The organism is Agromyces sp. NPDC127015, from assembly GCF_042725165.1.
Lineage (GTDB): Bacteria > Actinomycetota > Actinomycetes > Actinomycetales > Microbacteriaceae > Agromyces > Agromyces chromiiresistens.
In genome coordinates this window covers 466,143-491,396 of the sequence record NZ_JBHXDI010000002.1, presented here as the reverse complement: position 1 = coordinate 491,396, position 25,254 = coordinate 466,143, and the positions used below count along the sequence as shown (strand labels likewise).

20 protein-coding genes are annotated in these 25,254 nt (G+C 72.4%); 11 read left to right on the top strand and 9 right to left on the bottom strand.

All coding sequences use genetic code 11. From position 1 onward, the window contains the following. Positions 1-70: 70 nt before the first annotated feature. From ACFWGP_RS08550 to ACFWGP_RS08540, 3 genes are all read left to right on the top strand, one after another. Positions 71-499, top strand: a complete 429-nt coding sequence (locus ACFWGP_RS08550) for a Fur family transcriptional regulator (protein ID WP_376930663.1) — start codon at positions 71-73, stop codon at positions 497-499. Between the two features lie 132 nt (positions 500-631). Then, on the top strand, positions 632-2,101 hold the full coding sequence (locus ACFWGP_RS08545; RefSeq protein WP_376930662.1) for a catalase: 1,470 nt from the start codon (positions 632-634) through the stop codon (positions 2,099-2,101). Between the two features lie 268 nt (positions 2,102-2,369). Continuing rightward, the gene (locus ACFWGP_RS08540) at positions 2,370-7,559 is read left to right on the top strand and encodes a family 78 glycoside hydrolase catalytic domain (protein WP_376930661.1); all 5,190 of its coding nucleotides are present in this window, start codon (positions 2,370-2,372) and stop codon (positions 7,557-7,559) included. A gap of 67 nt (positions 7,560-7,626) precedes the next feature. On the opposite strand, the gene ACFWGP_RS08535 is transcribed toward ACFWGP_RS08540, so the two are convergent. After that, positions 7,627-9,264, bottom strand: coding sequence for a glycerol-3-phosphate dehydrogenase/oxidase (locus tag ACFWGP_RS08535; protein WP_376930660.1), 1,638 nt, complete (start codon positions 9,262-9,264; stop codon positions 7,627-7,629). Then, positions 9,231-9,827, bottom strand: a complete 597-nt coding sequence (locus ACFWGP_RS08530; RefSeq protein ID WP_376930659.1) for a TetR/AcrR family transcriptional regulator — start codon at positions 9,825-9,827, stop codon at positions 9,231-9,233. Before ACFWGP_RS08530 ends, ACFWGP_RS08535 begins: the two co-directional genes overlap by 34 nt. Positions 9,828-9,847: 20 nt before the next feature. Here ACFWGP_RS08530 and ACFWGP_RS08525 point away from each other — a divergent pair, with 20 nt between their 5' ends. From ACFWGP_RS08525 to ACFWGP_RS08505, 5 genes are all read left to right on the top strand, one after another. Further along, entirely contained in the window at positions 9,848-11,644 is a 1,797-nt protein-coding gene (locus tag ACFWGP_RS08525; protein ID WP_376930658.1) for an FAD-binding oxidoreductase, read from the top strand. 1 nt (position 11,645) lies between these two features. Further along, the gene (locus ACFWGP_RS08520; RefSeq protein ID WP_376930657.1) at positions 11,646-12,572 is read left to right on the top strand and encodes a diacylglycerol kinase; all 927 of its coding nucleotides are present in this window, start codon (positions 11,646-11,648) and stop codon (positions 12,570-12,572) included. Then, positions 12,569-14,212 carry a GMC oxidoreductase gene (locus tag ACFWGP_RS08515; RefSeq protein WP_376930656.1) on the top strand — a complete coding sequence of 548 codons (1,644 nt, stop codon included), beginning with the start codon at positions 12,569-12,571 and terminating at the stop codon, positions 14,210-14,212. The genes ACFWGP_RS08520 and ACFWGP_RS08515 overlap by 4 nt, the downstream gene beginning before the upstream one ends. A gap of 91 nt (positions 14,213-14,303) precedes the next feature. Next, entirely contained in the window at positions 14,304-15,038 is a 735-nt protein-coding gene (locus tag ACFWGP_RS08510; protein WP_231429682.1) for a flavodoxin family protein, read from the top strand. A 169-nt stretch (positions 15,039-15,207) separates the two neighbouring features. After that, a complete protein-coding gene (locus ACFWGP_RS08505; RefSeq protein WP_275505210.1) occupies positions 15,208-16,356 on the top strand; it encodes a M14 family zinc carboxypeptidase in 1,149 nt (382 codons plus the stop codon). 108 nt (positions 16,357-16,464) lie between these two features. Here the strand turns inward: ACFWGP_RS08505 and ACFWGP_RS08500 are convergent, their stop codons facing one another. The 4 genes from ACFWGP_RS08500 to purS form a co-directional block, all read right to left on the bottom strand. Continuing rightward, a complete protein-coding gene (locus tag ACFWGP_RS08500; RefSeq protein WP_376930655.1) occupies positions 16,465-16,980 on the bottom strand; it encodes a tetratricopeptide repeat protein in 516 nt (171 codons plus the stop codon). Between the two features lie 170 nt (positions 16,981-17,150). Further along, complete coding sequence (locus tag ACFWGP_RS08495) at positions 17,151-18,074, bottom strand: endonuclease domain-containing protein (protein WP_376930654.1); 924 nt, start codon at positions 18,072-18,074, stop codon at positions 17,151-17,153. A 311-nt stretch (positions 18,075-18,385) separates the two neighbouring features. Next, positions 18,386-19,084 (bottom strand): phosphoribosylformylglycinamidine synthase subunit PurQ, encoded by a 699-nt coding sequence (gene purQ / locus ACFWGP_RS08490; RefSeq protein WP_231429686.1) that lies wholly within the window; start codon positions 19,082-19,084, stop codon positions 18,386-18,388. Positions 19,085-19,098: 14 nt separating this feature from the next. After that, the gene (gene purS, locus ACFWGP_RS08485) at positions 19,099-19,431 is read right to left on the bottom strand and encodes a phosphoribosylformylglycinamidine synthase subunit PurS (protein WP_231429687.1); all 333 of its coding nucleotides are present in this window, start codon (positions 19,429-19,431) and stop codon (positions 19,099-19,101) included. A 144-nt stretch (positions 19,432-19,575) separates the two neighbouring features. Between purS and ACFWGP_RS08480 the strand changes: the two genes are divergently transcribed. Continuing rightward, positions 19,576-19,989 (top strand): DUF1304 family protein, encoded by a 414-nt coding sequence (locus ACFWGP_RS08480; RefSeq protein ID WP_376930653.1) that lies wholly within the window; start codon positions 19,576-19,578, stop codon positions 19,987-19,989. A gap of 88 nt (positions 19,990-20,077) precedes the next feature. Here ACFWGP_RS08480 and ACFWGP_RS08475 read toward each other — a convergent pair whose 3' ends face one another. Further along, entirely contained in the window at positions 20,078-20,461 is a 384-nt protein-coding gene (locus ACFWGP_RS08475; protein WP_231429689.1) for a hypothetical protein, read from the bottom strand. A gap of 200 nt (positions 20,462-20,661) precedes the next feature. On the opposite strand from ACFWGP_RS08475, the gene ACFWGP_RS08470 reads away from it, so the two are divergent. Together ACFWGP_RS08470 and ACFWGP_RS08465 are read left to right on the top strand one after the other, a co-directional pair. After that, on the top strand, positions 20,662-21,270 hold the full coding sequence (locus ACFWGP_RS08470; RefSeq protein WP_231429690.1) for a PadR family transcriptional regulator: 609 nt from the start codon (positions 20,662-20,664) through the stop codon (positions 21,268-21,270). 38 nt (positions 21,271-21,308) lie between these two features. Beyond that, a complete protein-coding gene (locus ACFWGP_RS08465; protein WP_275505214.1) occupies positions 21,309-22,850 on the top strand; it encodes a DHA2 family efflux MFS transporter permease subunit in 1,542 nt (513 codons plus the stop codon). Positions 22,851-22,976: 126 nt separating this feature from the next. Here ACFWGP_RS08465 and ACFWGP_RS08460 read toward each other — a convergent pair whose 3' ends face one another. Continuing rightward, complete coding sequence (locus ACFWGP_RS08460) at positions 22,977-24,200, bottom strand: kynureninase (protein WP_275505565.1); 1,224 nt, start codon at positions 24,198-24,200, stop codon at positions 22,977-22,979. Between the two features lie 32 nt (positions 24,201-24,232). After that, on the bottom strand, positions 24,233-25,243 hold the full coding sequence (locus ACFWGP_RS08455; RefSeq protein ID WP_376930652.1) for an amidohydrolase family protein: 1,011 nt from the start codon (positions 25,241-25,243) through the stop codon (positions 24,233-24,235). Between the last annotated feature and the right edge of the window lie 11 nt (positions 25,244-25,254).

The window sequence follows — 25,254 nt, the reverse complement described above, 5'->3', positions numbered from 1 at the left end:
TCACTGCGCGTCCCGAGGGAAGTGCCGCGAGTTGTCTTGATTCATTCAAGACAACTGCTAGCCTGATGGCATGGACACGGCGGCGGCACCCGAGCGACTCCGCGCCGCTGGCCTCAAGGTGACGGCGCCGCGCACCGCGGTGCTCGAGACGCTCTCGAGCCCCGGGCACCTCGACGCCGAGTCCGTCTACGAGCGGGTGCGGCAGACGCTGCCGACGACCTCGCTGCAGGCCGTCTACGGCGTGCTCGCCGCGCTCGCCGGCGCCGGGCTCGTGCGCCGCATCGAGCCAGCCGGCTCGCCCGCGCTCTACGAGGGGCGCACGGGCGACAACCACCACCACCTCGTGTGCACGAAGTGCCACACCATCGCCGACGTCGACTGCGTCGTCGGCGAACCGCCCTGCCTCGAGCCGGGCGACGCGCGCGGCTTCGCGATCCACACCGCCGAGGTCACCTTCTGGGGCCTCTGCGCCGACTGCCGATCGGAGCCGGCGGCCTAGCCCGCGGCATCCGACCCCTGCTTCCGCCGGCCCTGCCCGGCGGAGGACGAGCGCGCCCCCGCGGGGCGCTCGTCGCCGTGCCCCGGCGCGGCTCGTCACCGAACGAAACCGAACGAAGTGAAGGACGAACGCATGACGAACCACACCACCACCCAGACCGGCACCCCGGTCGCGAGCGACGCGCACTCGCTCACCGTCGGCGCCGACGGCGCGACGGTGCTGCACGACCGCTACCTCGTCGAGAAGCTCGCGCAGTTCAACCGCGAGCGCATCCCCGAGCGCATCGTGCACGCGAAGGGCGGCGGCGCGTTCGGCCGGTTCGAGGTGACGGCGGATGTCTCGCGGTACACCCGTGCGGCGCTGTTCCAGCCCGGGGCGAGCGTCGAGACGCTGCTGCGCTTCTCGTCGGTCGCGGGGGAGCAGGGCTCGCCCGACACCTGGCGCGACGTGCGCGGCTTCTCGGTGAAGTTCTACACGCCCGAGGGCAACTACGACATCGTGGGCAACAACACGCCCGTGTTCTTCATCCGCGACGCGATCAAGTTCCCCGACTTCATCCACTCGCAGAAGCGGCTGCCCGGCTCGGGGCTGCGCAACTCCGACATGCAGTGGGACTTCTGGACCCTCTCGCCCGAGTCGGCCCACCAGGTCACCTACCTCATGGGCGACCGCGGGCTGCCGAAGTCGTGGCGCGAGATGCACGGCTTCGGATCGCACACGTACCAGTGGATCAACGCCGAGGGCGAGCGGTTCTGGGTGAAGTACCACTTCCGTTCGCGGCAGGGCGACCTGCACCTCGATGCCGCACAGGCCGAGGCCATCGCCGGTGCCGACGCCGACTACTACCGCCGCGACCTGCACGAGGCGATCGAGGCCGGCAACCACCCGAAGTGGGACCTGCACGTGCAGGTCATGCCCTACGAGGACGCGAAGACGTACCGGTTCAACCCGTTCGACCTCACGAAGGTCTGGCCGCACGCCGACTACCCGCTCATCGAGGTCGGCACGCTCACGCTCGATCGCAACCCGCAGAACTTCTTCGCCGAGATCGAGCAGGCGGCGTTCTCGCCGGCCAACACGGTGCCGGGCATCGGCATCAGCCCCGACAAGATGCTGATGGGGCGCGTGTTCAGCTACCCCGACGCGCAGCGCTACCGGGTCGGCACGAACTACAACCAGCTGCCGGTGAACGCGCCGCATGCCGCGCCCGTCGCGAACTACTCGCAGGACGGCGCGCAGCGTCACCACTACAACGCGCCGAACGTGCCGGTGTACGCGCCGAACTCGTTCGGCGGGCCGACCGCCGACGCGTCGGCCGCGGGCGAGGGCTCGTGGGAGGGCGACGGCGAGCTCGTGCGCACCGCGTACACGCTGCGCGCCGACGACGGCGACTTCGGCCAGGCCGGCACCCTCTACCGCGACGTGTACTCGGCCGAGGCGAAGGAGCGCCTGCACGTGACCCTGCTCGGCCAGGCGCAGGCGATCACGGTCGACGAGATCCGCGAGCGCTTCTTCCAGTACTGGACGAACGTCGACGCGGGCCTCGGCCAGGTGCTGCGCGCGGCCTACGCGGTCGCGGCCGAGGAAGGCGCGGCGGCGTAGCGAGGTCGACGGGCCGGATGCCTCCCGCGGAGGGGTCCGGCCCGTCGCCGCGCCCGCTCGCTTCCGGCCCCGGGGCGTCCGTGGCGTGCCGCGGCCCGGACCGGTGTCGCGCCCCCATTCGCGGCTGCGCTCGACGACCGAGGGGTTGACCGCTCGACGACCGAGGGTTGACCGCTCATCGGCCGAGGGGTTGACCGCTCGTCGGCGCGGTGGATAGGCTCCGACTGTCAGCAATCGATTGAAACGTTTCATCAATGAGGAGAAACGCGTGCGATCCAAACTCCGCAATGCAGCGACGGGCGTACTCGTCGCCGGCACCGTGTTCGCGTCAGTCATCTCGGCCGCACCGACGGCCGCCTTCGCGGCGGCGTCGCAGGCGCCGTCCGTGACCGTCGGCGGGCTCGAGACCAACTCGGCGAAATCCCCACTGGGCATCCCGCTCGCGGCCCCGAAGCTGAGCTGGCAGCTCGCCTCGGCCGGCCGCGGCGTCACCCAGTCGGCGTACCAGGTGCGCGTCGCCACCAGCAAGGCCGCGCTCGACTCCCCCGACGTGTGGGACAGCGGCCGCGTCGAATCGGGCGCCTCGGTCGAGGTGCCCTACGGCGGCCCCGACCTCGAGGGCGCCACCCGCTACGCCTGGCAGGTCCGGGTGTGGGACGGCGCGGGACGCGCCACCGACTGGAGCGAGCCCGCCCGCTTCGAGACCGCGCTCGCCTCGCTCGACGAGTGGCAGGGCGCCGACTGGATCGGGGCCGACACCTCGATCCCCGCCGGGTGGACCGACTCGACGATGACGTTCACCGCCTCGAAGGTCTCGGGCGCGCTCGGCGTCTACTTCCGCGGTCGCGACGGCTCGAACGCGTACATGTGGCAGCTCAGCGAGAGCTCGAAGTCGCTCCGCCCGCACGTGAAGTCGAACGGCGGCTACACGGTGCTGTCGGCGACGCCGTTCCCCGCGGGCTTCGACTTCGCGGCGAAGCACGACTACGCGATCACCGTCGACGGCACGACGATCACGACGAAGGTCGACGGCGCGGTGCTCGACACCCGCACCGTCCCGACCCACACCGCCGCCGGGCTCGTCGGCTTCCGCACGAGCGGCGCCGAGACCGGCACCGTCTCGGCCGTGAAGGTCACCTCGAAGACGGGCGACGTGCTGCTCGAGACCGACTTCCCGGCGAACGACCGCACCTTCACGGGCGGCACGCAGAAGGGCGGCGACCTCGTCGTCTCGGGCGACACCGACGCCTGGTACGCGTACGGGGCCGACGTTCCGCTGCTGCGCACCGAGTTCGACGTCGACAAGGAGGTCGCCTCGGCCCGCGTCTACGCCGCCGCCCGCGGCCTCTACGAGCTCCAGCTCAACGGCGAGCCCGTGGGCGACCAGGAGCTCGCGCCCGGCTGGACCGACTACAACACGCGCATCCAGTACCAGAGCTACGACGTCACCGATCTCGTGGCCGAGGGCGACAACGCCTTCGGGGCCGAGGTCGCGAACGGCTGGTACGCCGGCCGGGTCGCGATGTTCGGCGACTCGATCTACGGCAGCGACACGTCGCTCATCGCCCAGCTCCGCGTCCGCTACACCGACGGCTCGGAGGAGGTGATCGCGACCGGCGACGACTGGCGCACCACGAACGGCCCGACGACCTCGGCCGACCTCCTCGACGGCGAGGCCTACGACGCGCGTCGCGCGGCCGAGGTCGGCGACTGGGCCGAGGCGGGCTACGACGACGGCGACTGGTCCGACGCGGTCGTGCGCCCGTCGGCCACGGCGAAGCTCGAGCCCCAGACGGCGCCGCCGGTGCGGGTCGTCGACGAGCTCGACGCGGAGGCCCTGCCGAGCCCCGCCGACGGCGTGCACGTCTACGACCTCGAGCAGAACATGGTCGGCCACGTGCGGGTGAAGCTCACGGGCGAGGCCGGACAGACGGTGCGCATCCGCGTCGCCGAGGTGCTGAACCCCGACGGCTCGCTCTACACCGCGAACTTCCGCAGCGCGAAGGCGACCGACTACTACACCTTCGCCGACGACGGCACGGCGACGTGGGAGCCGAAGTTCACCTTCCACGGCTTCCGCTACGTCGAGATCACCGGCGTCGACGAGGCGCCGCCCGCCGACGGCATCACGGGCGTGGTCGTCGGCAGCGACAACGCTCCGACCGCCTCGCTCGAGACGTCGTCGCCGCTCGTGAACCAGCTGCAGAGCAACATCCTGTGGGGCCAGCGCGGCAACTTCCTCTCGATCCCGACCGACACGCCCGCACGCGACGAGCGCATGGGCTGGACCGGTGACATCAACGTGTTCGCGAACACCGCGAACTACAACATGGACTCGCAGCTGTTCCTGACGAAGTGGCTGCAGGACCTGCGCGACACCCAGAACGCCGAGGGCTCCTTCCCCGGCGTCGCCCCGATCATCCCCGGCCGCTTCGACGGCGGGTACGGCCGGGCCGGCTGGGCCGACGCGGGCGTGCACGTGCCGTACTCGATCTGGAAGGCCTACGGCGACACCCAGGTGCTCGCCGACAGCTACGACTCGATGAAGCGCTACGTCGACTACCTCGACGCGAGCGCGGTCGGTCACATCCGCAACGTGGGCGGGTACAACGACTGGCTGAACCTCGACGACGACACCCCGGCCACGGTGATCGACACCGCCTTCCTCGCCAAGGGCACTCGCGAGTTCGCCGAGATGGCGCAGGCGCTCGGGCACGACGACGTCGCGCAGGCGTACTTCGACCGCTACGAGGCGATCAAGGCGGCCTACGGCACGGCGTTCGTGTCGGCCGACGGCACGGTGCGCGGCGACTCGCAGACCGCGTACATCCTGACGATCATGAACGACCTGATCCCCGACGGGCTCGACGACGCCGTCGCGACCCAGTTCGAGGAGACGCTCGCGCGTCGCGGCAACCACCTCTCGACGGGCTTCCTCGGCGTCGACGGGCTGCTGCCGGCACTCACGAAGATCGGCCGCACCGACATCGCCTACACCCTGCTGCAGAACACCGACTACCCGTCGTGGGGCTACGAGATCGGCAAGGGCGCGACCACCATCTGGGAGCGCTGGAACTCGATCATGCCCGACGGCTCGTTCGGCCCGGTGGAGATGAACTCGTTCAACCACTACGCCTACGGCGCGGTCGGCGAGTGGATGTACCGCACCATGGCCGGTGTCTCGGCACTCGAGCCCGGGTATCGCAAGGTGCTCGTCGCGCCGCAGCCGGGCGAGGGCATCGACCGGGTCGACTACTCGCTCGAGACGCCGTACGGCACGGTCGTCTCCGACTGGCGAACGGATGCCTCGGGCACGATGCGCCTCGACGTCACGGTGCCGGCGAACACGACGGCCGAGATCCGCATCCCGACGACGAGCCGCTGGGCGGTCACGGAGGGCGGCGTCCCCGCGGCGTCGGCGCGGGGCGTCGAGTTCTCGCGGTACGCCGACGGGGTGGCCGTGTTCACCGTCGGATCGGGCGAGTACGAGTTCGCGCAGGACGCGACGCTCGGCCGCCTCGGCGACACGCGCGACGCGGCGACGGCGTTCGGCGACCAGGTCTCTGCCCTCGACGAGGCCGGCTCGCTCTCGGCCGAGCAGGCCGAGGCGCTCGGCGAGTTCGCGGCGACCTTCGCCGAGCGCGCCGGCAAGGCGTGGGACTCGTACGTCGGCGACGAGCGGGGCCGCGACCGCGACCTCCGCACCGCGGCCGCGGCGCACAAGACGCTGAGCACGATCCAGACGATCTCGGCGTACCTCGACCGCGAGGTCGACCACGGGGCGCTGCCGGCGGAGACCGCCGACGCGCTTCGGGCCGTCCTCGATCCCGCCGCGGCGAAGCTGACGCAGGCGTGCGCCGCGCTCGCCGGCGCCGAGGTCTCGCTGACGGTGCCCGCCGACGGCGTGTTCCCCGGCGACGAGGCGACGGCGAGCATCGCCGTCGAGGTCGCGGGCGGCAAGAAGCTCGGCCGGGTCGCGGCAGAACTCGTCTCCGACGACGGCTTCACCGTCACCGCCGACGGCGGACGGACCCTCCCGCAGCTCTCGCCCGGTGCCGACGCCACGTTCGACTTCGTCGTGGCGGTGCCCGCCGACACCGCTCCCGGCCGCTACGGCCTCACGGGATCGCTGAACTACCGGTACGAGGGCACCGACGTCGAGATCCCCGTCGACGCCGAGCTCGTGGTCGCTGCGCCGGTCCTCGTGCAGGACGTCACGATCGAGCCCGCAACGGCGCACCCCGGTGACGTCGTCGCGGTGACGGTCGACCTCGCCAACCTGAGCGACGACGACCGCACGGGCACGGTCCGGATCGAAGGCCCCGACGGGTGGAGCGACGCGACCGCGGCGTTCGACCTGCCCGCCGAGGCATCCGCCGCGTCGAACGTCGAGGTGACCGTGCCGTACACGGTCACCGCGGGCGACGTCGCGCTCACCGCATCGGTCGGGCAGACCGCGGAGGAGCGTCGCGCGGCGACGCTCGCCGTCGGGCTCTCGAACGCCCCCGCGGTCGTCGTCGATCACGTCGACCTCGGCCTCGCCCAGTCGGAGCGCTCGCACGGCCTCACCGCCTCGGAGCACTCGGGCACCTCGAGCGAGGCGGGCCTCACCCGTCGCTACACGCACACCTCGTACCCGGGCGGATGGTTCGAGTTCGACGTCGCCGTGCCGGCCGGCGAGCCGTTCGTCGTGCGGGCGGTCGAGACGTTCGACGGCGCGCGCCAGAAGACGTACGACGTGTCCGCCGACGGGGCGACCGTCTTCGAGCAGCGCTACGCCCGCACCGCGGGCGGGGCCGGCACGATGACCTACCAGTTCCTGGTCGAGCCCTCCGACGCGACCGCCGACGGCACGGTGCGGCTCCGCTTCCAGGACGTCGACGGCGGCTACGACCCGTCGATCGCCGACGTCTGGGTGCTGCCCGCGACGCCCGGCCTCGACGCCGCCGAGAACGTGCTCGCGGGCGCCGCCGCGACGGCGCGCACGAGCCTGCAGTCGGCACCCGCGTGGAGCACGGCGAACCTCGTCGACGGCAAGCGCGAGAGCCTCGCGGGCGGCGCGAAGGGCTACACCTCGAACGGCCCCGACCGGTCGCCGACGGGCGTCGACCAGTGGGTCGCGTTCGACCTCGGCGAGGCGACGGCCCTGAACACCGTGGTCGTCTACCCGCGCACCGCCACGGCCGACGACCCCGCGGCCGACGGCACCGACGGGGCGCACTTCCCGAAGGCGTTCGCGCTGCAGGTGAGCGACGACGGCCAGGCCTGGACCACGGTGAAGGAGGTCACCGGCCAGGCCGACCCCGGCCCGCGGCCCCAGACCTACCGGTTCGACACCGTGCAGGCGCGCCACGTGCGGATCGCCGTGACCGAGCTCGGCCGGCCGACGACCGACGAGGGACGCCTCGGGTACTACCGGCTGCAGCTCGCGGAGGTGCAGGCGTTCGACCTCGGTTGACGCGAGGGGCGCCGAACAGGGCGACGGGCCGGATGCCTCGTGGTGAGGCATCCGGCCCGTCGGCGTCTCAGGCGAGCCGTGCAGCGGCCTCGGCGACGAGCTCCGCGACCGCGTCGTGCGCGCGGTCGCGGTCGGCGGCGACGAGGCCGATGCGGGTGCGGCGGTCGAGCACATCGTCGACGTCGAGAGCGCCCTCGGCGCGCACGGCGAACTCGATCTCCGCGCGGGTGACATCGAGGCCCGGTGCGATGCGGTCGGCGGGTCGGTCGCAACGGGCCATGGCGAGCACGGTGAAGGCCTCGGCGCCGAAGCGGGCCGTGAGCGATGCCGGGAGTTCGTGACCGCTCGCCGATGAGCCCCCGCCGTCGGCCGGGCTCGCGAACGGCGCCGCCGATCCGCGCGCACCGACGAGCGCGAGCCCCGCGGTGCGGCAACCGGGGTCGACGAGGCCGGCGTGCCGGCAGGCGAGGTCGACCGCGTCGCGCGCCATCGCCCGGTAGGTCGTGAGCTTGCCGCCGAGCACGTTCACGAGTCCCGTGCCCGACACGGCCACGTGGTGACGGCGCGAGATGTCGGCGGTGCCGCCGTCGGCTCCGGTGTCGATGAGCGGGCGCAGCCCCGCGAAGGCGCCGAGCACGTCGTCCCGGCCGAGCGGGCGCTCGAGCGCGGACGAGAGCGTGCGCAGAAGGAAGTCGATCTCGTCGTCATGCGGCTGCGGCACGTCGGGGATCGGTCCCGGCGCCTCCTCATCGGTGAGGCCGACGACGACCCGACCCAGCTGCTGCGGCAGCGCGAACACGAATCGGCTGACCGACCCGGGGTGCGGCACGGTGAGCGCCGCCGTGGGGTCGCCGAGCGCGGCCGCATCGAGCACGAGGTGCGTGCCGCGGCTCGGCCGCATGCGGATGCCGGGGTCGAGCTCTCCCGCCCAGACGCCCGCGGCGTTGACGACGGCCCGGGCACGCACCCGCACCGACTCGCCCGTCACCGCGTCGACGAGCGTCGCCCCGTCGGCCACGGCATCCGAGACCCGCACCCGCGTCAGCACCGTCGCGCCGTACGCGGCCGAGGTGCGCGCGAGTGCGACGACGAGCCGGGCGTCGTCGACGAGCTGTCCGTCGTGCGAGAGCATGCCGCCCCGCAGACCCTCGCGTCGCAACGCCGGCGCGAGTCGCAGCGCCTCGTCGCGATCGATGCGACGCGGGTGCGCCAGCACGCTCGCGGGCGTGTGCGCGAGCATGCGCAGGCCGTCGCCGAGGCCGAGCCCGACGCGTCCCGTCATCCGCTGCCTCGACGAGACCGACGGGGTGAACGGCAGCAGCTGGGGGAGGCTCCGCACGAGGTGCGGGGCGACGCGCGTCATGAGCAGGTGGCGTTCGACGGCGCTCTCACGAGCGACGGCGACGTCGCCCGTCGCGAGGTAGCGCAGTCCGCCGTGGACGAGCTTCGAGCTCCACCGGCTCGTGCCGAACGCGAGGTCGTGCGCCTCTGCGAGCACGACGGAGAGGCCGCGGCTGGCGGCGTCGAGTGCGACGCCCGCACCGGTGACCCCGCCGCCGATGACGAGCACGTCGACCGGTGCGGCGCGGTCGGCGAGCGCCGAGAGGTCGCGGGCGCGTCGTGCGGCATCGAGTGCTGAGGAGTGCGTCGGCGCCGCGTCGGGGGAGGAGGTCAGGGACGCAGATGTCCGTCGAGTGCGTGCCAAAGTTCGTTGCTCCAATGCGGCTCGTCGATGAGGGCGGAGACGGTGTCGTGCGAGAGGATCGCCGACTGGGCGATGAGCAGCAGCATGACCGCGATGTCGCCGGGGGCCCCCGGGCGCACGGTGCCTGCCTGCTGGGCGAGGGCGATCGACTCGGCGATCCACCGCAGGATCACGCGCTGGCTCTGGCCGAGGCGCTGCAGCGTGTACCGGGTGAACACCTCGGGCTCGCGCTCGAGGAGGCGGCCGTACAGCGGGTCGGCGCGGAACAGCTCGGCGAAGCGGAGCACGTTGCGCACGATCTCGTCACGGGACGTCGCGGGCTCGGGGAACCGCTCGATGAGCATCACGGTCGCGCGGAGCAGGGTCGCGCGGACGATCTCGTCGGCGCTCGCCCAGCGCCGGTAGACCGTCGGCCGGCTGACGCCGGCGTTGCGCGCGACCTCGGCGACGGTGACCCCGCCGACGCCGCGTGCGGAGATCAGTTCGGCGGCGGCGTCGAGCATGCGCGACTCGGCCTCGTCCCACACGGGACGGTCGAGCTCGAGTGCTTGACGATCTTCCATGATGTGTCACACTGTAACGCATGGTCGATGACGACGACAGCACCCTCGCCGCAGCCCCCGACGCGGCATCCGCCCCGATGCGGTGGAACGGCCAAGGGGCCGACGCTGTGGGATCCGACGCGGCATCCGCCCCGATGCGGTGGAACGGCCAAGGGGCCGACGCTGTGGGATCCGACGCGGCATCCGCCCCGATGCGGTGGAACGGGTGGGGCGATCCTGCCAAGGCGAAGGAGCTGCCGCTCGCGGTGCGGGCCCTCCTGCCGATGGTGCTCGGGCGGGTGCGGAAGCCCGAACCGGCGACGGCGCTGGCCGACGTCGAGATCGCCCCGACGCGGCTCGGCGACGACGACCGGGCCGCGCTCGCGGCCGTGGTCGGCGACCGGCACGTCTCGATCGACGACGAGTCGCGCATCCGGCACTCGGGCGGACGCTCGACGCCCGACCTGCTGCGCCGCCGCGCACGACACCAGGACACGCCCGACGCGGTCGTCGCCCCCGCCGATCACGCGCAGGTCGCCGCCGTGCTGAACGTCGCGGGCGAGCGCGGCATCGCCGTCGTGCCCTTCGGCGGCGGCACGAGCGTCGTCGGGGGCCTCGACCCAGAACGCGGCGCGCACCGTGCGGTCGTCGCCCTCGACCTGCGGCGCCTGACCGGGCTCGTCTCCCTCGACGAGACGAGCGGCGAAGCGGTGCTCCTCGCCGGCACGACCGGTCCCGAGGCCGAGGCGTTGCTGGGCGCGAGGGGCTTCGAGCTGGGCCACTTCCCGCAGAGCTTCAGGTACGCGACGCTCGGCGGCTTCGCCGCCGCCCGATCGTCGGGCCAGAACTCCGCCGGCAACGGCCGCTTCGACACGATGGTGACGGGGCTCCGCGTCGCGACCCCGACCGGCGAGCTCGAGCTCGGCCGCGCGCCCGGATCGGCCGCCGGACCCGACCTGCTGCGACTCTTCCTGGGCTCCGAGGGCGCGTTCGGCGTCATCACCGAGGTGCGGCTGCGCGTGCACCCGGTGCCCGCGGTGCGACTCGCCGAGGCGTGGACCTTCCCCGACTTCGCGACCGGCGTCGACGCCCTGCGCCGGGTCGCGCAGCTCGGCACCGGCCCCACCGTCATCCGGCTCTCCGACGAGGCCGAGACGGGGATCGCGCTCGCCCAGGTGGGACGCATCGGCAAGGCGCTCGCGAAGGGCGCGAGCGCGGTCACCGTCTTCGAGGGCGATGCCGAGCTCGCCGCCGACCGACGGGCGCGCACGGCGACGGTGCTGCGCGAGGCCGGCGGTACGTCGACCGGCCCGGATGCGGCGGAGGAATGGGTGCACGGGCGCTTCAACGCCCCGTACCTGCGCGACGCGCTGCTCGACCACGGCGTCTTCTGCGAGACACTCGAGACGGCGACGACCTGGTCGAACCTCGCGCGGCTGAAGCGCGAGGTCACCGCCGCCATCACCGACGGCTTCACCGCCGCCGGCGCGAAGTCGCTCGTGCTCTGCCACGTCTCGCACGTCTACCCGACGGGCGCCGCGCTCTACTTCACGATCATCGCGGGCCTGAAGGGCGACCAGCTCGCGGCCTGGCAGCCCGTGAAGGCCGCGGTCAACGATGCGATCATGGCCGGCGGCGGCACGATCAGCCATCATCACGGCGTGGGTCGCGATCACGCGCCGTGGCTCGAACGCGAGGTCGGCGCAGTCGGAATGCGCATCCTGCGGGCGGTGAAGGCGGAGCTCGACCCCGCCGGCATCATGAACCCCGGGGCGCTCGTCGAGCGTGCGTCGACGGATGCCGCATCCGCCGCCCGCCCGTCGACCGGGATCGCCTGACGTGGCCGACCACATCTCGGTGCTCGTGAACCCGACCTCCGGCCGGGGCCGAGGGGCCGATGCCGCCGCTCGGGCCGTCGAGCGCCTCGAACAGCTCGCCACGGAGGTCCGAGTGCACCGAGGCCGCTCGGTCGACGACACCCGCCGGCTCGCGCACGAGGCGGTGGCGAGCCGCCCCCGGGCGCTCGTCATCGTCGGCGGCGACGGCACGCTCTCGTCGGTGCTCGACGCGGTCGTGGGCTCGGGCGTGCCGATCGCGCTCGTGCCGGCCGGCACCGGCAACGATCTCGCCCGCGCGCTCGGGCTGCCCTTCGAGGCATCCGACGCGGCGGCCGACGCCGCCGAACTCGCCGTGCACGGCCGTCCGCGCACGATCGACGTCGGCGAGATCGAGTCGACGGCGGGCATCCGCCAGTTCCTCACGGTCGCGGCGATCGGCTTCGACGCGCACGTCGCCGAACGCACCAATCGGTTGCGCTGGCCGCGCGGTCGCGCGAGGTACTACCTCGCCCTGCTCATCGAGCTCGCCCGCCTGCGGCCGACCGCCTTCGAGCTCGGCCTCGACGGCGCCGCGCCACGACCGGCGCCCGGCACGCTCATCGCCGTCGGCAGCACGCGCAGCTACGGCGGGGGCATGCCCGTGTGCCCCGACGCCGACCCGGCCGACGGCCTGCTCGACGTCACCCACGTCGGACCGCTCGGCCGGGCGAAGCTCGTGCGCCTGTTCCCGCTGCTGCTGCGCGGCGTGCACGTCGACCGGCCCGAGGTGACGACCTCGCGCGTCGCGACCGTCGACGTCGACGCCCCCGGGCTCGTCGTCTACGCCGACGGCGAGCGGGTCGGAACCGGCCGCGCGCGCATCCGGGTGGTGCCCGGCGCGCTCACGGTGCTCGTACCGTCGGACGACGCGCCCGAGGCCTCCGCATGACCGCCTTCGACCACGACGTCGTCGTCATCGGATCGGGCTTCGGCGGCTCGGTCGCGGCGCTGCGCCTCTCGGCGAAGGGCTATCGCGTGCACGTCTACGAAGCAGGACGCCGCTTCGCCGACACCGACTTCGCGAAGACCTCGTGGAACGTTCGCCGCTACCTCTGGGCGCCCGCGATCGGATGCTTCGGGGTGCAGCGCATCCACCGGCTGCCCCACGTCATGATCCTCGCCGGTGCGGGCGTCGGCGGCGGATCGCTCAACTACGCGAACACGCTCTACGAGCCCGGCCCGGCGTTCTTCGCCGATCCGCAGTGGGCGGCCCTCGGCGACTGGCACGACGAGCTCGCCCCCCACTACGCCACCGCGAAGCGCATGCTCGGCGTCGTCGAGCAGTACCCGCACTCGGGCCCCGTCGAGCGGATCATGGAGGGTGCGGCGAACGACCTCGGCGTCGGCGACACCTTCCGCCGGGCACCCGTCGGGGTGTTCTTCGGCGCGCCCGGCGAGACGGTGCCCGATCCGTTCTTCGGCGGCGACGGCCCCGACCGCACGGGCTGCACGCTGTGCGGCAACTGCATGGTCGGCTGCCGGGTCGGCGCGAAGAACACCCTCGCGAAGAACTACCTCGCGCTCGCCGAGCGGCTCGGGGCGACGATCGAGCCGCTCCGCACGGTCGTCGAGGTGCGGCCGCGCGCGGGCGGCGGCTACGAGGTGACGACCGTGCGCAGCGGCGCGTGGCTCGCCCGCGACCGTCGCACGGTCAGCGCCGGGCAGGTCGTGTTCGCGGCCGGCACCTGGGGCACGCAGCAGCTGCTGCACCGGATGAAGGACTCGGGCGCCCTGCCCGCACTCCCCGATGCGCTGGGCCGGCTCACGCGCACGAACTCCGAGGCGCTCGACGGCGCCGTCGCGGTCGCGGTGCCGGAGGAGCTCGAGCTCGCCCGCGGCGTCGCCATCACGACGTCGTTCCACGTCGACGAGCGCACCCATGTCGAGAACGTGCGCTACGGACCCGGCTCGAATCTCATGGGCATGCTCGCGACCGGGCTCGTTCCGGGTGACCGATCGCTCCTCGCCCGACTCGGCTCGCTCGTCGGCGGGATGCTGCGGCATCCCGTCACCGCGCTGCGGCTCGGCTCGCTGCGCCGGTGGAGCGAACGCGGCATCATCGCCCTCGTCATGCAGACCGCCGACAACTCGCTCACCCTGTCGCTGCGGCGACGCTTCGGGCGACGGGTGCTCACGAGCGCCCAGGGCGAGGGCGAGCCCAACCCGAGCCACCTGCCCGGCGCGCATCTCGCCGCACAGGCCATCGCGGCGCGGGTCGCGTCGGCGAGCGGTGTGCACGCCGAGGCGCGCGGCTCCTGGCCCGAGGTGTTCGGCATCCCGCTGACGGCGCACTTCCTGGGCGGAGCCGTCGTGTCGGGCTCGCCAGACCAGGGGGTCGTCGACCGGTACCACCGGGTCTGGGGCTACCCGGGGCTGCACGTCGTCGACGGCGCCGCGGTGCCCGCGAACCCCGGCGTGAACCCCTCCCTCACGATCACCGCCATGGCCGAGCGGGCCGTCTCGCTCTGGCCGCGGCGCAGCGGCGCCGACGAGCGGCCGACGCAGGAGGAGCTGCTCGCGCGGCACTGAACCGTTCGGGCGGCGCCGTCGAGGCGGGCGGCGTCGCCACGAGGCATCCGCCCCCTGTCGGCGCCCGCCGCGCCCGAGTACCATCTCGCGCATGGCCGAGCTGCCGGATTTCAGCGACCTGCGAGCCCTCTTCGTGAACTGCACGCTCAAGCGAAGTCCCGAGGTGAGCAACACCCAGGGGCTCATGGACGCGAGCATCGCGCTCATGCGCGAGCACGGCGTGCGCGTCGACGCCCTGCGATTCGTCGACCTGGATGTCGCGACCGGGGTCTACCCCGACATGCGCGAGCACGGCTGGGCGACCGACGCGTGGCCCGACGAGGTCTGGCCGCTCGTCGACGCCGCCGACATCCTCGTGGTGGGCGGGCCGATCTGGCTCGGCGACAACTCGTCGATCACGAAGAAGTTCATCGAGCGCATCTACTCGATGAGCGGGCTCTTCAACGATCGCGGCCAGTACGTGTACTACGGCAAGGTCGGCGGGGCGGTCATCACCGGCAACGAAGACGGCATCAAGCACTGCGCGATGGACATCCTCTACAGCCTGCAGCACGTGGGCTACGCGATCCCGCCGGGCGCCGACGCGGGCTGGATCGGCGAGGCCGGGCCCGGCCCGAGCTACCTCGACCCCGGGTCGGGCGGCCCCGAGAACGACTTCACGAACCGCAACACCACGTTCATGACCTACAACCTGCTGCACCTCGCGCGGCTGCTGAAGGACGCCGGCGGGTTCCCGGTCGGCGGCAACCTGCGCTCGGAGTGGGACGGGGGCGACCACTACGGGTTCGAGGTCGACCCGTACGACGAGAACCCCGAGTACCGCTGAGCGCGGGGGACGAACGGGCCGGAATCGTTGAACAATCTGGACGCCCGGCTCTTGAGCCGTGCCACGTCCCCTCCGTAGGCTGCCCATACGTCTGGGGGGACGGTCGTGACGGATCCATCCTCGGATTCGTGTCGCATTCGCGCCATGCCATCTCGACGAGGAGAAGCACATGACCAACGACCCGAAGACTCAGCACCGTCGCCCGAGGGGGGTCGCGCTCGCCGCAGCAGCCGCCCTCGCACTCGCCGCCCCGCTCACGGCCGGCGCACCCGCCCTCGCCGACGCGAACTTCCCGTCGCCCGAGGGCAACACCAACATCTCGAGCATCGTCGACTACGCCGACCTCGTCGCCGAGCTCGAGAAGCTCGAGGCCACCTCGCGCTTCGGGCTCGACGCCTTCACCCTGGCCGAGGCCGGCACCGCGGTGAACACCTCCGAGACGGGGCGCGCCCTCTACGTCGCGACCGTCGGCGACGGCCCCGAGAACGTGTGGCTGCAGGGCCGCATCCACGGCAACGAGCCCTACGGCACCGAGTCGCTGCTCGCGGTGCTCAAGGAGCTCGGCACCAACGGCTCGCCCCAGTGGGAACTGCTGCGCGACGCGTACACGTTCCACGTCATCCCGATGTACAACCCCGACGGATCGGAGCTGAACATCCGCCACACGGTGCTGCAGGACGGCACGAACAAGCGGATCGACCTCAACCGCGACTGGGGCGTCGGCAAGTTCGAGGCCGCCGAGTCGGAGGCCTATTACGAGTACTGGACGATGGTCGACCCGGCCTTCGCCGTCGACGTCCACCACCAGGGACTCAAGACCGAGCGCGGCGACGGCGACGAGGTCACCCTGTCGCTCGGCGTCTCGCTCGCACCCGGCGGGCCCACGCTGCCCGGCATCCAGGGCGGCGCCTACGACGTGCTCACCCGTCAGATGCAGGTGCACGTCTTCGACGAGCTCTCGAAGTACGGGTACATCAACATCGACCGCTACGACGTCGGACGCGGTGTCGAGATCGACATCAAGGGCGGCGTGGTCTCGGCGATGATGCTCGGGCTGAACCACGACGGGCTGAACCCCGAGGGGCACAGCAACCCGGCGATCTTCTTCGAGACGAGCGGCAACACCTCCGACGGCAGCCTCGGCCAGAAGGCGCGCGGCAAGTCGATCCAGCAGAACGTGCTCGCGCTGCGGGAGCTGCTGACGGGCATGGCGACCGGCGAGGTGCAGCAGGAGGACCCGGCCCGATGGGACGAGATCCCGCACGCGCCGGTGACCGCGTACCAGACCGACACCGGAGTCATCCCCGCGTCGTTCTGAGGTACTGCGTGCTCGACGTGCGATCCGGCGGCGGCCGGTCCCGAACCCGGGGCCGGCCGCCGCCGCCGTCGTCAGCCGTCCCCGGCGTCGGGCGGCCCGTCGGCCCGCTCAGTGCTGCTCGTCGCGCTCGGCGAGGTAGGCCGCGTTGCCGCGGAGGGAGGCCTCGTAGCGCAGGAGCTCATCGGTGCGCACGCGGTCGGCGACGAGCTCGAGCATGATCGCGAAGGCGGCGTCGTGCCGGCCGGCCGCGTGCAGGCTCGTCGCGTGCCACACCTTCAGCGAGTCGGACTCGGGGAACGCCTCGCGTGCCCGCTCGAGCACTGCGAGTGACTCGTCGAGCCGGCCGAGGTTTCGCAGCGTGCTGCCGTACTGCAGCAGGCAGCGGCGCAGCGCGTCGCCGTCGAGCCCGGCGGCCATCGCCTGCTCGTAGTAGCCGGCCGCGGTCTGCTCTTCGCCGGCCGTGTCGTAGGCGCCGCCCACCTCGTAGAGCACCTCGGGTTCATCGGGATGCTCGACGAGGACGGCGAGGAACGCGTCGATCGTGGGCTGCATGTGGGCCCGGTCGCGCGCCGCGAAGATCTCGGCGAGGCGGGCGTGGAGTTCGGGCGGCGTCGGCTGCGGCATCCGCCCAGTGTGCCGCACCCTTCGCTCGCGCGCGCTCAGGCGACTCGAGCGCGGGTGGGTGCGCCCGGCCCGCTTGGTGAGGCGAGTCGCCGGAAGATGCTGCTTGCAGCGCGTTCGGGCGCACTTCCTGGCGACTCGCGTGTCTGGGCGTGGCGTCGGATCGGTCGAGTTCAGCGCGAGCGTGCGGCGAGTGCACGCGCGACCCGCGCGACCGTATCGGCCGGGTCGCGGAACAGCCCGTGCGATCGGACGCGCACCACGAGCCATCCCGCCTCGTGCAGTCGGTCGAACCGAGCGATGTCGTGCTCGTACTGCTGGGTGCTGGTGCGATGCTGGTCGCCGTCGTACTCGATGGCGATACGCAGGTCGGGGTACGCGAGGTCCACACGGGCGATGAAGCGGCCGTCGACGGCCGTGACGACATGGTTCACGACCGGTTCGGGCAGTCCGGAACGTGCGAGCAGGAGTCGCACCAGTGTCTCGGGCCGCGACTCGGCGCCGACTCTCACGAGCGGTGCGGCTTCGGTCGCGAGGCGGCTCCCGCGCCCGCGGAACTCTCGCGCGGCTTCGACCAGTTCGTCGAGCGACAGGAACGGGCGCAGATCGAGTGGATCGAGGACGGCCGGGTCGAGCACGAGGTGATCGCCGGCGGCGACGAGGTCGTCGAGTGCGAGGACCCCGGCGAGCTGCAGCCAGGTCGAGGCCGCGTCGGTCGCGGGAAGGTCACCGCGGACGACGATCGTCGCGCGGTCGGGCCCGAGCTCGTGGCCGATCACGCCGCGCGTGCGCGGGGGTCGCCGCGGAGCGAACGTGGAGACGTGCAGCGGCGCGGTCGGGTCGAACCGCGTCGGCAGCGGGACGCCCCAGAGCCGGGCGGCCGTGTCGTGGCTGAAGAACTGCCCTGGCCTCAGCCGGGGCAGGTAGGTGCGGCAGCGAGCCACCGTATCGGATGCCTCGGCGACCGTCCGGACTCCGTGGAAGGGCCGCAGAAGGTCGGGCCCGCGAAGGCGTCCGGTGCCGAGCCCCGAGCGAACGCCTTCCGCCGTCGTGAACGCGCGACGACCCAGCTCGTCGGGGAGCGGCACGCGAGGCATTCCGACACTCTGACGCACCTGGACCACGGACGTCGCCCGTCATCCACAGGGCGAGTCACCGCCTCCGGTCTCAGGGGTCGAGTCGCCGAGAAGTGCCCTTCGCGACTCGCTCAGCCGCATCTTCCGGCGACTCGTCGCACCGGGCGAGCGGGAACCCGGAGCGGCGCGCGCTCGTGCGCCCTGAGGCCGGACGACTCGCCGAAAAGTGCGGTTCGATGCACGCTGAGCAGAATTTTTTGGCGACTCGGCGAGGAGGGAGACGAGGCACGCCGCGCGGAGGCGAGGCGAGGCGAGGCGAGGCGGCGCGGGGCCTACGCCTCGACGAGCGCCCGCTTGACGACGCTCGTGAAGAAGCCGAGCCCGTCGACGCCCGAGCGCATCGCCGCAGCGGTGTCGGGGCCGAAGCCCGGCTCGACGGCGTGCTCGGGGTGCGGCATGAGGCCGACGACGTTGCCGCGCGCGTTCGTGATGCCCGCGATGTCGCGCAGCGACCCGTTCGGGTTCACGTCGACGTAGCGGAAGACCACGCGGCCCTCGCCCTCGAGCCGGTCGAGCGTCTCGTCGGACGCGATGAAGCCGCCTTCGCCGTTCTTCAGCGGGATGGTGATCTGCTGGCCGGCGTCGAACTCGGCGGTCCACGCGGTCGACGCGTTCTCGACGGTGAGCACCTGGTCGCGGCAGATGAACGAGCCGTGGTCGTTGCGGATGAGCCCGCCCTCGAGCAGGCCCGCCTCGGTCAGCATCTGGAAGCCGTTGCAGATGCCGAGCACGGGCATGCCCGCGTTCGCCGCGGCGACGACCTCGGTCATGATCGGCGAGAGCGAGGCGATCGCGCCGCAGCGCAGGTAGTCGCCGTAGCTGAATCCGCCGGGCAGGATGAGCGCGTCGACGCCCTCGAGGTCGTGCGAGCCGTGCCAGAGCGCGACGGGCTCGCCGCCCGCGAGTCGCACCGCGCGCTGCGCGTCGCGGTCGTCGAGCGAGCCGGGGAAGGTGATGACGCCGATACGCATGCGAACCCCGCCGCTCAGTGGGTCTCGCCTGCGGGGGCGCCGAAGCCGTCGCCCGCGACCGCACCGGCCTCGGCCGCCTCTTCGGCGAGCTCGGCGTTGGTGACCTCGTAGTGGATGCCCACGACGTCCTCGATGACCTGGTTGGAGAGGATCTCCTCCGCGATCTGCTGCACGTTCGCGCGCAGCGCGTCGTCGACCGGACCGTCGACGGTGAGTTCGAAGCGCTTGCCGATGCGCACGCCGCTGAACCCGGTGTGACCGGTGCGGGCGAGGGCGCCGGCGACGGCCTTCCCCTGAGGATCGAGCAGTTCGGCCTTGGGCATCACGTCGACGACGATGGTGGGCACCGCGGTTCTCCGTCCGGTGTCGAGGGTGTGGATGCCTCGATTCTAACCTGCGGTCGACCGCCTCCCGTGGTCGGGCTGTCCGCACCCCGCAGGGCGGGGCAGGCCCCGATGCGGCGGCTGCGGCGGGCGACGAGAATCCATCGCATGAATCCCGTCGCGCAGGTGCTCGCCGCCCTCGAGGCGCTGACGCTCGTCACCGTCGGCGTGCTCGAGTCGTTCTTCTTTCGCAGCCCAGAGCTGTACCCGATCTTCCTCATCGGCCCCGACGAGTACGACGCCGTGGCGCTGTGGACCCGCAACGTGGGCGTCTACAACATGCTCATGGGCGCGGCGATCGTCGCGGCGCTCGTGCTCGTGCACCGGGCGAACGAGGTGGCGGGCCGCGCGATCATCCTGACGATCTGCGCGATGCACGTCGTGCTCGGCGTCTCGCTCGTGATCACGGCCCCCGAGCTGTGGCTCTCGGCCGTGTTCGAGTTCGGGCTCGCGCTCGCGGTCGTCCTCGCGATCGTGATCGGCGACCGACGCCGAGCGCCCGCGCCCGCCGCCGCGATGTGACGGCGGGGCGCGCCTCGCGCTCCCCGACCGAGTCGATCGGGGATGCCTCGGCCGGAGGCAGCCGGACGAGGCATCCGTCGTTCGGTGCTCAGCGCCGCGTGAGCGCCTTGACGACCAGGCAGACGCCGACGACCACGGCCGCTCCGACCGCGATGACCGCTGCGGGGTGCTCGCGGTACCGTGCCTTGACGTACGCGACGCCGTCGTCGAGCACCTCCCGCGCCTCCCCGGCGACGACGCTCGCCTGGGTGCCGATCGTCTCGACGGCTTCGGTCGCGCTGCGGCGCACGTCGCTCATCACGTCGCCGACGGCGTCGGCGACGTTCTCGACGCGGTCGCCCAGGTCGTCGAGCCGGTCGCCCGCTTCGTCGACCAGGTCTTCGGTCACGTCGCCTGCGCGGTCGGCGGCGCGTTCGGCCGCGTGACGGGCGGCGGCGACGGTCTCGTCGAGGTCTCTCTCGGTGCCGGACATGGGGGGCTCCCTTCACGAGATGATCGGCAATCGTACGCTCGCGAACCCCGAGCGGCCCGATTCGGGCGAGGGGGTTGCCGTGGTGGCCGCACCTTGGTAACGCGGAGGCGGGAGGGCCGCCGGACGGTTGCGCATCGATCGTTCCGGACGTATTATTCCGTGCGGAATAGTTGTGAGCGGATGCCTCGGAGGGGACCGGAATGACCACGCTCTCGCCGCTCGGCGTCACGGTGCTGGCGCTGCTCGCCGAACGCGACATGCACGCCTACGAGATGTACCAGCTCATGCTCGAACGATCCGAGGACAAGGTCGTCAAGGTCTCGCCCGGATCGCTCTACCGGGCCGTCGAGCGCTTCGCCGCCGACGGCCTGATCGCCGAGGTTGCGGTCGAGCGCCAGGGCAACCGCCCCGAGCGCACGGTCTACGCGATCACCGACGAGGGGCGCGAGCGGCTGCGTGCCACGATCGCCGAGATGCTCGGCCGCCACGTCAACGAGTACCCCGAGTTCCCCGTCGCGATCGGCGAGGCGCACCACCTGCCCGCGGCCGAGGTCGCCGAGCTGCTCGGCGTCAGGCTCGCGTCGATCCGCGAGCTGCTCGGCTTCATCGACGCCTCGCTCGCGAGGATCGAAGCCCGCGGGCTGCCGACCGCGTACATCCTCAACGTGCACTACACCCGAACGCTCCTCGTCGCCGAGGCGACGTGGCTCGAACAGACCATCGGCGATCTCGAGTCGGGCGAGCTCGCCTGGCCCGAGGCCGCCGGATCGAGTGGCGCGAAGCGCGTCTCGAGATCATCCGTCCATTGACCGGGGGCGACCGCCCCACCGACCGGAAGGTTCCACGCATGGAACGCACCCTCAAGCCCTGGCCAGCGCTGTGGGCGCTCGTCATCGGGTTCTTCATGATCCTCGTCGACTCGACGATCGTGTCGATCGCGAACCCGGCGATCCTCGAGGACCTCGACACCGACCTCACTGCCGTCATCTGGGTGACGAGCGCCTACCTGCTCGCGTACGCGGTGCCGCTGCTCATCACCGGTCGCCTCGGCGACCGCTTCGGGCCGAAGCGCGTCTACATGATCGGCCTCGTCGTGTTCACGTTCGCCTCGCTGTGGTGCGGACTGTCGGGCGACATCACGACGCTCATCGTCGCCCGCGCGGTGCAGGGCCTCGGCGCGGCACTCATGACCCCGCAGACGATGGCCGTGATCACCCGCATCTTCCCGCCCGACCAGCGCGGCAAGGCCATGGGCCTCTGGGGTGCCGTCGCGGGCGTCGCGACGCTCGTCGGGCCGATCCTCGGCGGCGTGCTCGTCGACTCCCTCGGCTGGGAGTGGATCTTCTTCGTCAACGTGCCCGTCGGCATCGTCGCGTTCATCGCGGCCTGGCGGCTCGTGCCGAACCTCGAGACGCATTCGCACCGCTTCGACTGGCTCGGCGTCGTGCTGAGCGCCGTCGGCATGTTCCTCGTCGTCTTCGGCATCCAGGAGGGCGAGACGTACGACTGGGGCACGATCACCGGGCCGATCACGGTGTGGGGCGTCATCATCACGGGCGTCGTGGTGCTCGCCGGGTTCGTGGTCTGGCAGGCGTTCAACCGGGCCGAGCCGCTGCTGCCGCTCGGGCTCTTCCGCGACCGCAACTTCTCGCTCTCGAACGTCGCGATCACCTTCGTGGGCCTCGCGATCGTGTCGATGCCGCTGCCCCTCGCGTTCTACTACCAGGTGGCGCGCGGGCTGACCCCGACGCAGGCGGCGCTCATGCTCATCCCGATGGCGGTCGTCACGGGTGCGATGGCGCCGGTCGTCGGCAGGCTCGTCGACCGTGTCGACCCCAAGTGGATCGCCGTCGCCGGCTTCGCGATCACCGCGGCCGCGCTCGCGTGGACGGCGACGCTGCTCGAGCCCGACACCGAGCTCTGGGTGCTGCTCATCCCCTCGGGGCTGCTCGGCCTCGGGCTCTCGGGCGTCTGGGCACCGCTCGCCTCGTCGGCGACGCGCAACCTGCCGCAGTCGCAGGCCGGCGCCGGATCGGGCGTCTACAACATGACCCGTCAGGTCGGCTCGGTGCTCGGCTCGGCCGCGATCGCGGCCCTCATGAACGCGCGACTGACGGCCGAGCTGCCCGGGTTCGACACGAACGCGGCCGAGCAGGCCGGCGGTGGGGCGGGCGGCATGCCGCCGCAGGTCCTCGACGGCTTCACCGCGGCGATGTCGCAGTCGATGCTCCTGCCGATCCTCGGCTTCGCAGCCGGCGCGATCGTCGTGCTCTTCTTCGCGAAGCCGAAGGTCACGGTCGCGTGGGGGGCGAGCGGCAGCGCCCCGGCCGGGGCGACCGCCGGGCCCGTCGACGCGGATGCCTCGCCGGAGGCCGCTCGCACCGAGTGAGCCCAGCGCGGCCGTGAAGGGCGGGCGAACGCGACTCCGACGCTGCGTCGCCATGCGACTCAGTGTCGGAGCACACGCGGGAGAACGGTCACCGGCTGTCGGCGCTCGACATCGGCGAGCCGGCCGCTACGCCAGCCCCGCTCGCTCGGTGAGCACCTCGCGGAGCACCTCGCGCGTGAGGTCGAGCCCGCGGTGCACCTCCTCGAAGCTCGTCGACAGCGGCGAGAGGCCGATGCGCAGGCCGCCCGGGTCGCGGTAGTCGGGAATGACGTCGCGCTGCCACAGCCGCGCCGTGACCTCGCGCATCGCATCGTGGTGCAGCGTGACGTGGCCGCCGCGCTCCTCGGCGTCGGCGGGGGAGGCGAGCGTCACGCCGAGCGGCGCGAGCCACTCGTCGGCGAGGGCGATCGCGAACTCGGTGAGCGCGATCGACTTCGCGCGCAGCGCAGGCATCCCCGCCTCTTCGATCATCGCGAGGGTCTCCTCCATGGCGAGCATTCCCACGATCGGGGCGGTGCCGCTCGTGAAGCGTCGGATGTCGGGCACGGGCTCGTACGACGGCCCCATCATGAACATGTCGGTGTTGCCCCACCAACCCTGGATCGGCTGCTCGAGCACGCCCTGCAGGTCGTCGCGCACGTAGGCGAACGCGGGCGAGCCGGGCCCCCCGTTGAGGTACTTGTACGTGCACCCGACGGCGAGGTCGAAGCCCCACGCATCGGCCTTCACGGGCACCGATCCGGCCGAGTGGCAGAGGTCCCAGAGGATGAGCGCACCCGCGTCGTGCGCGATGCGGGTGAGTTCGGGGGCGTCGGCGAGATAGGCCGAGCGGTACGCGACGTGCGACACGACGACGAGCGCCGTCTCAGGCCCGACGGCCTCGGCGAGCTGCTCGGGGGTGACGCCCGACGACGTGTCGACGTCGATCCAGCGCAGTCGCATGCCACGCTCGCGGGCGATGCCGTCGACGATGTAGCGGTCGGTCGGGAAGTTGTCGGTGTCGATCACGATCTCGCGCCGGTGGGGGTCGCGAGCGAGCTGCGCGTCGACGGCGGCGCGCGCGAGCTTGTAGAGCAGCACCGTCGTCGAGTCGCCGATGACGGTCTGGCCGGCCTTCGCTTCGATGACGGCGCGGCCGATGCGGTCACCGATCTCGGTCGGCAGCTGCAGCCACGCCTCGTCCCATCCGCGGATGAGGCGTCCGCCCCAGTCCTCGCGGAGGAACCGCTCGACCCGCTCGACCGCCGACACGGGCGGACGGCCGAGCGAGTTGCCGTCGAAGTAGACGAGGTCCGTGTCGGCTCCGACGAACCGCTTGCGGTAGTGGGCGAGCCCGTCGGCGCGGTCCATGCGGCGGGCGAAGGCGAGGTTCGGGTCGAGGGTCACAACAACTCCAGGTCGTCGGCGGGCACGACGCGCGCGGTCGCGAGCCGGTCGGGCAGGGGGGTGGGGGAGGTGCCGGGCACGGCCGGATCGGCGCCCGCGACGAACGTCGCGATGCCGCCGAGGCCCCAGTCGCCGCGTTCGGCGCGCGGCCAGGGGTCGGCGAGCGCCTGCACGAGATCGGATGCCTCGAGCCCGGCCCGCTCGAGCAGTGCGAGCTCGACGGCGTTCACCCCCACGGGCAGCTCGCCGTTGCCGAGATCGGTGCCGTAGAGCACTCGGCCTCCGGCCGCATGGAAGCGGGCCAGGTTGTCGATCGCGCAGGCGAGTTCGGGGGAGTCGCCGAAGTCGCGCGCGTGGATGGCGAGCGTCGAGATCCACGCCTGCCGGGCGGCGGCGCGCGCGATGAGCTCGTCGTCGAGCCGCTCGGTCCACGGCGTGTGCACGAGGGCGTCGACGCCCGCCTCGATCGCGAGGCTCGCAGTTCCGGCGCCCTCGGCGTGCACGGCGACCGGCAGGCTCCGCGCGTGCGCGGCGGTCACGACCGCTTCGAGCGTGGCTCGGTCGAACACCGGGCCCGCATCGGCGTTGAGCACGACCTTGACCACGGATGCCCCGAACGCGTGCTGCTCGTCGACGGCGGCCTCGATCGAGTCGGGCAGTGCCGTGTGGTCGCGGCGGTCGCCGTCGCCGCCCGCGACCGCGGCGAGCTCTCGCACGCTGCCCTCGGGCCGCCACGGCCGATCGGAGGGGTACCCGCCGACGGCGGTCAGGAAGGCGCCGGCGAACGCCACGGCCGGCAGCCCGTCGCGCGCGGCGCGCGCTGCGACGACCGAGGGACTCGCGCCGAGGTCCACGACAGCCGCGATGCCGAGGGCGACGATCGGGTCGGGGTCGACGAGCTCGACGTGCACGTGGTGGTCGATGAACGGCGGCAGCATGACGCCGACCTCTCCCGCGTGCGCCCCGTTGAGCGAGCGCCGGGCGGCCCGCCCGAGCGGTTCGTGCACGTCGCCCATGA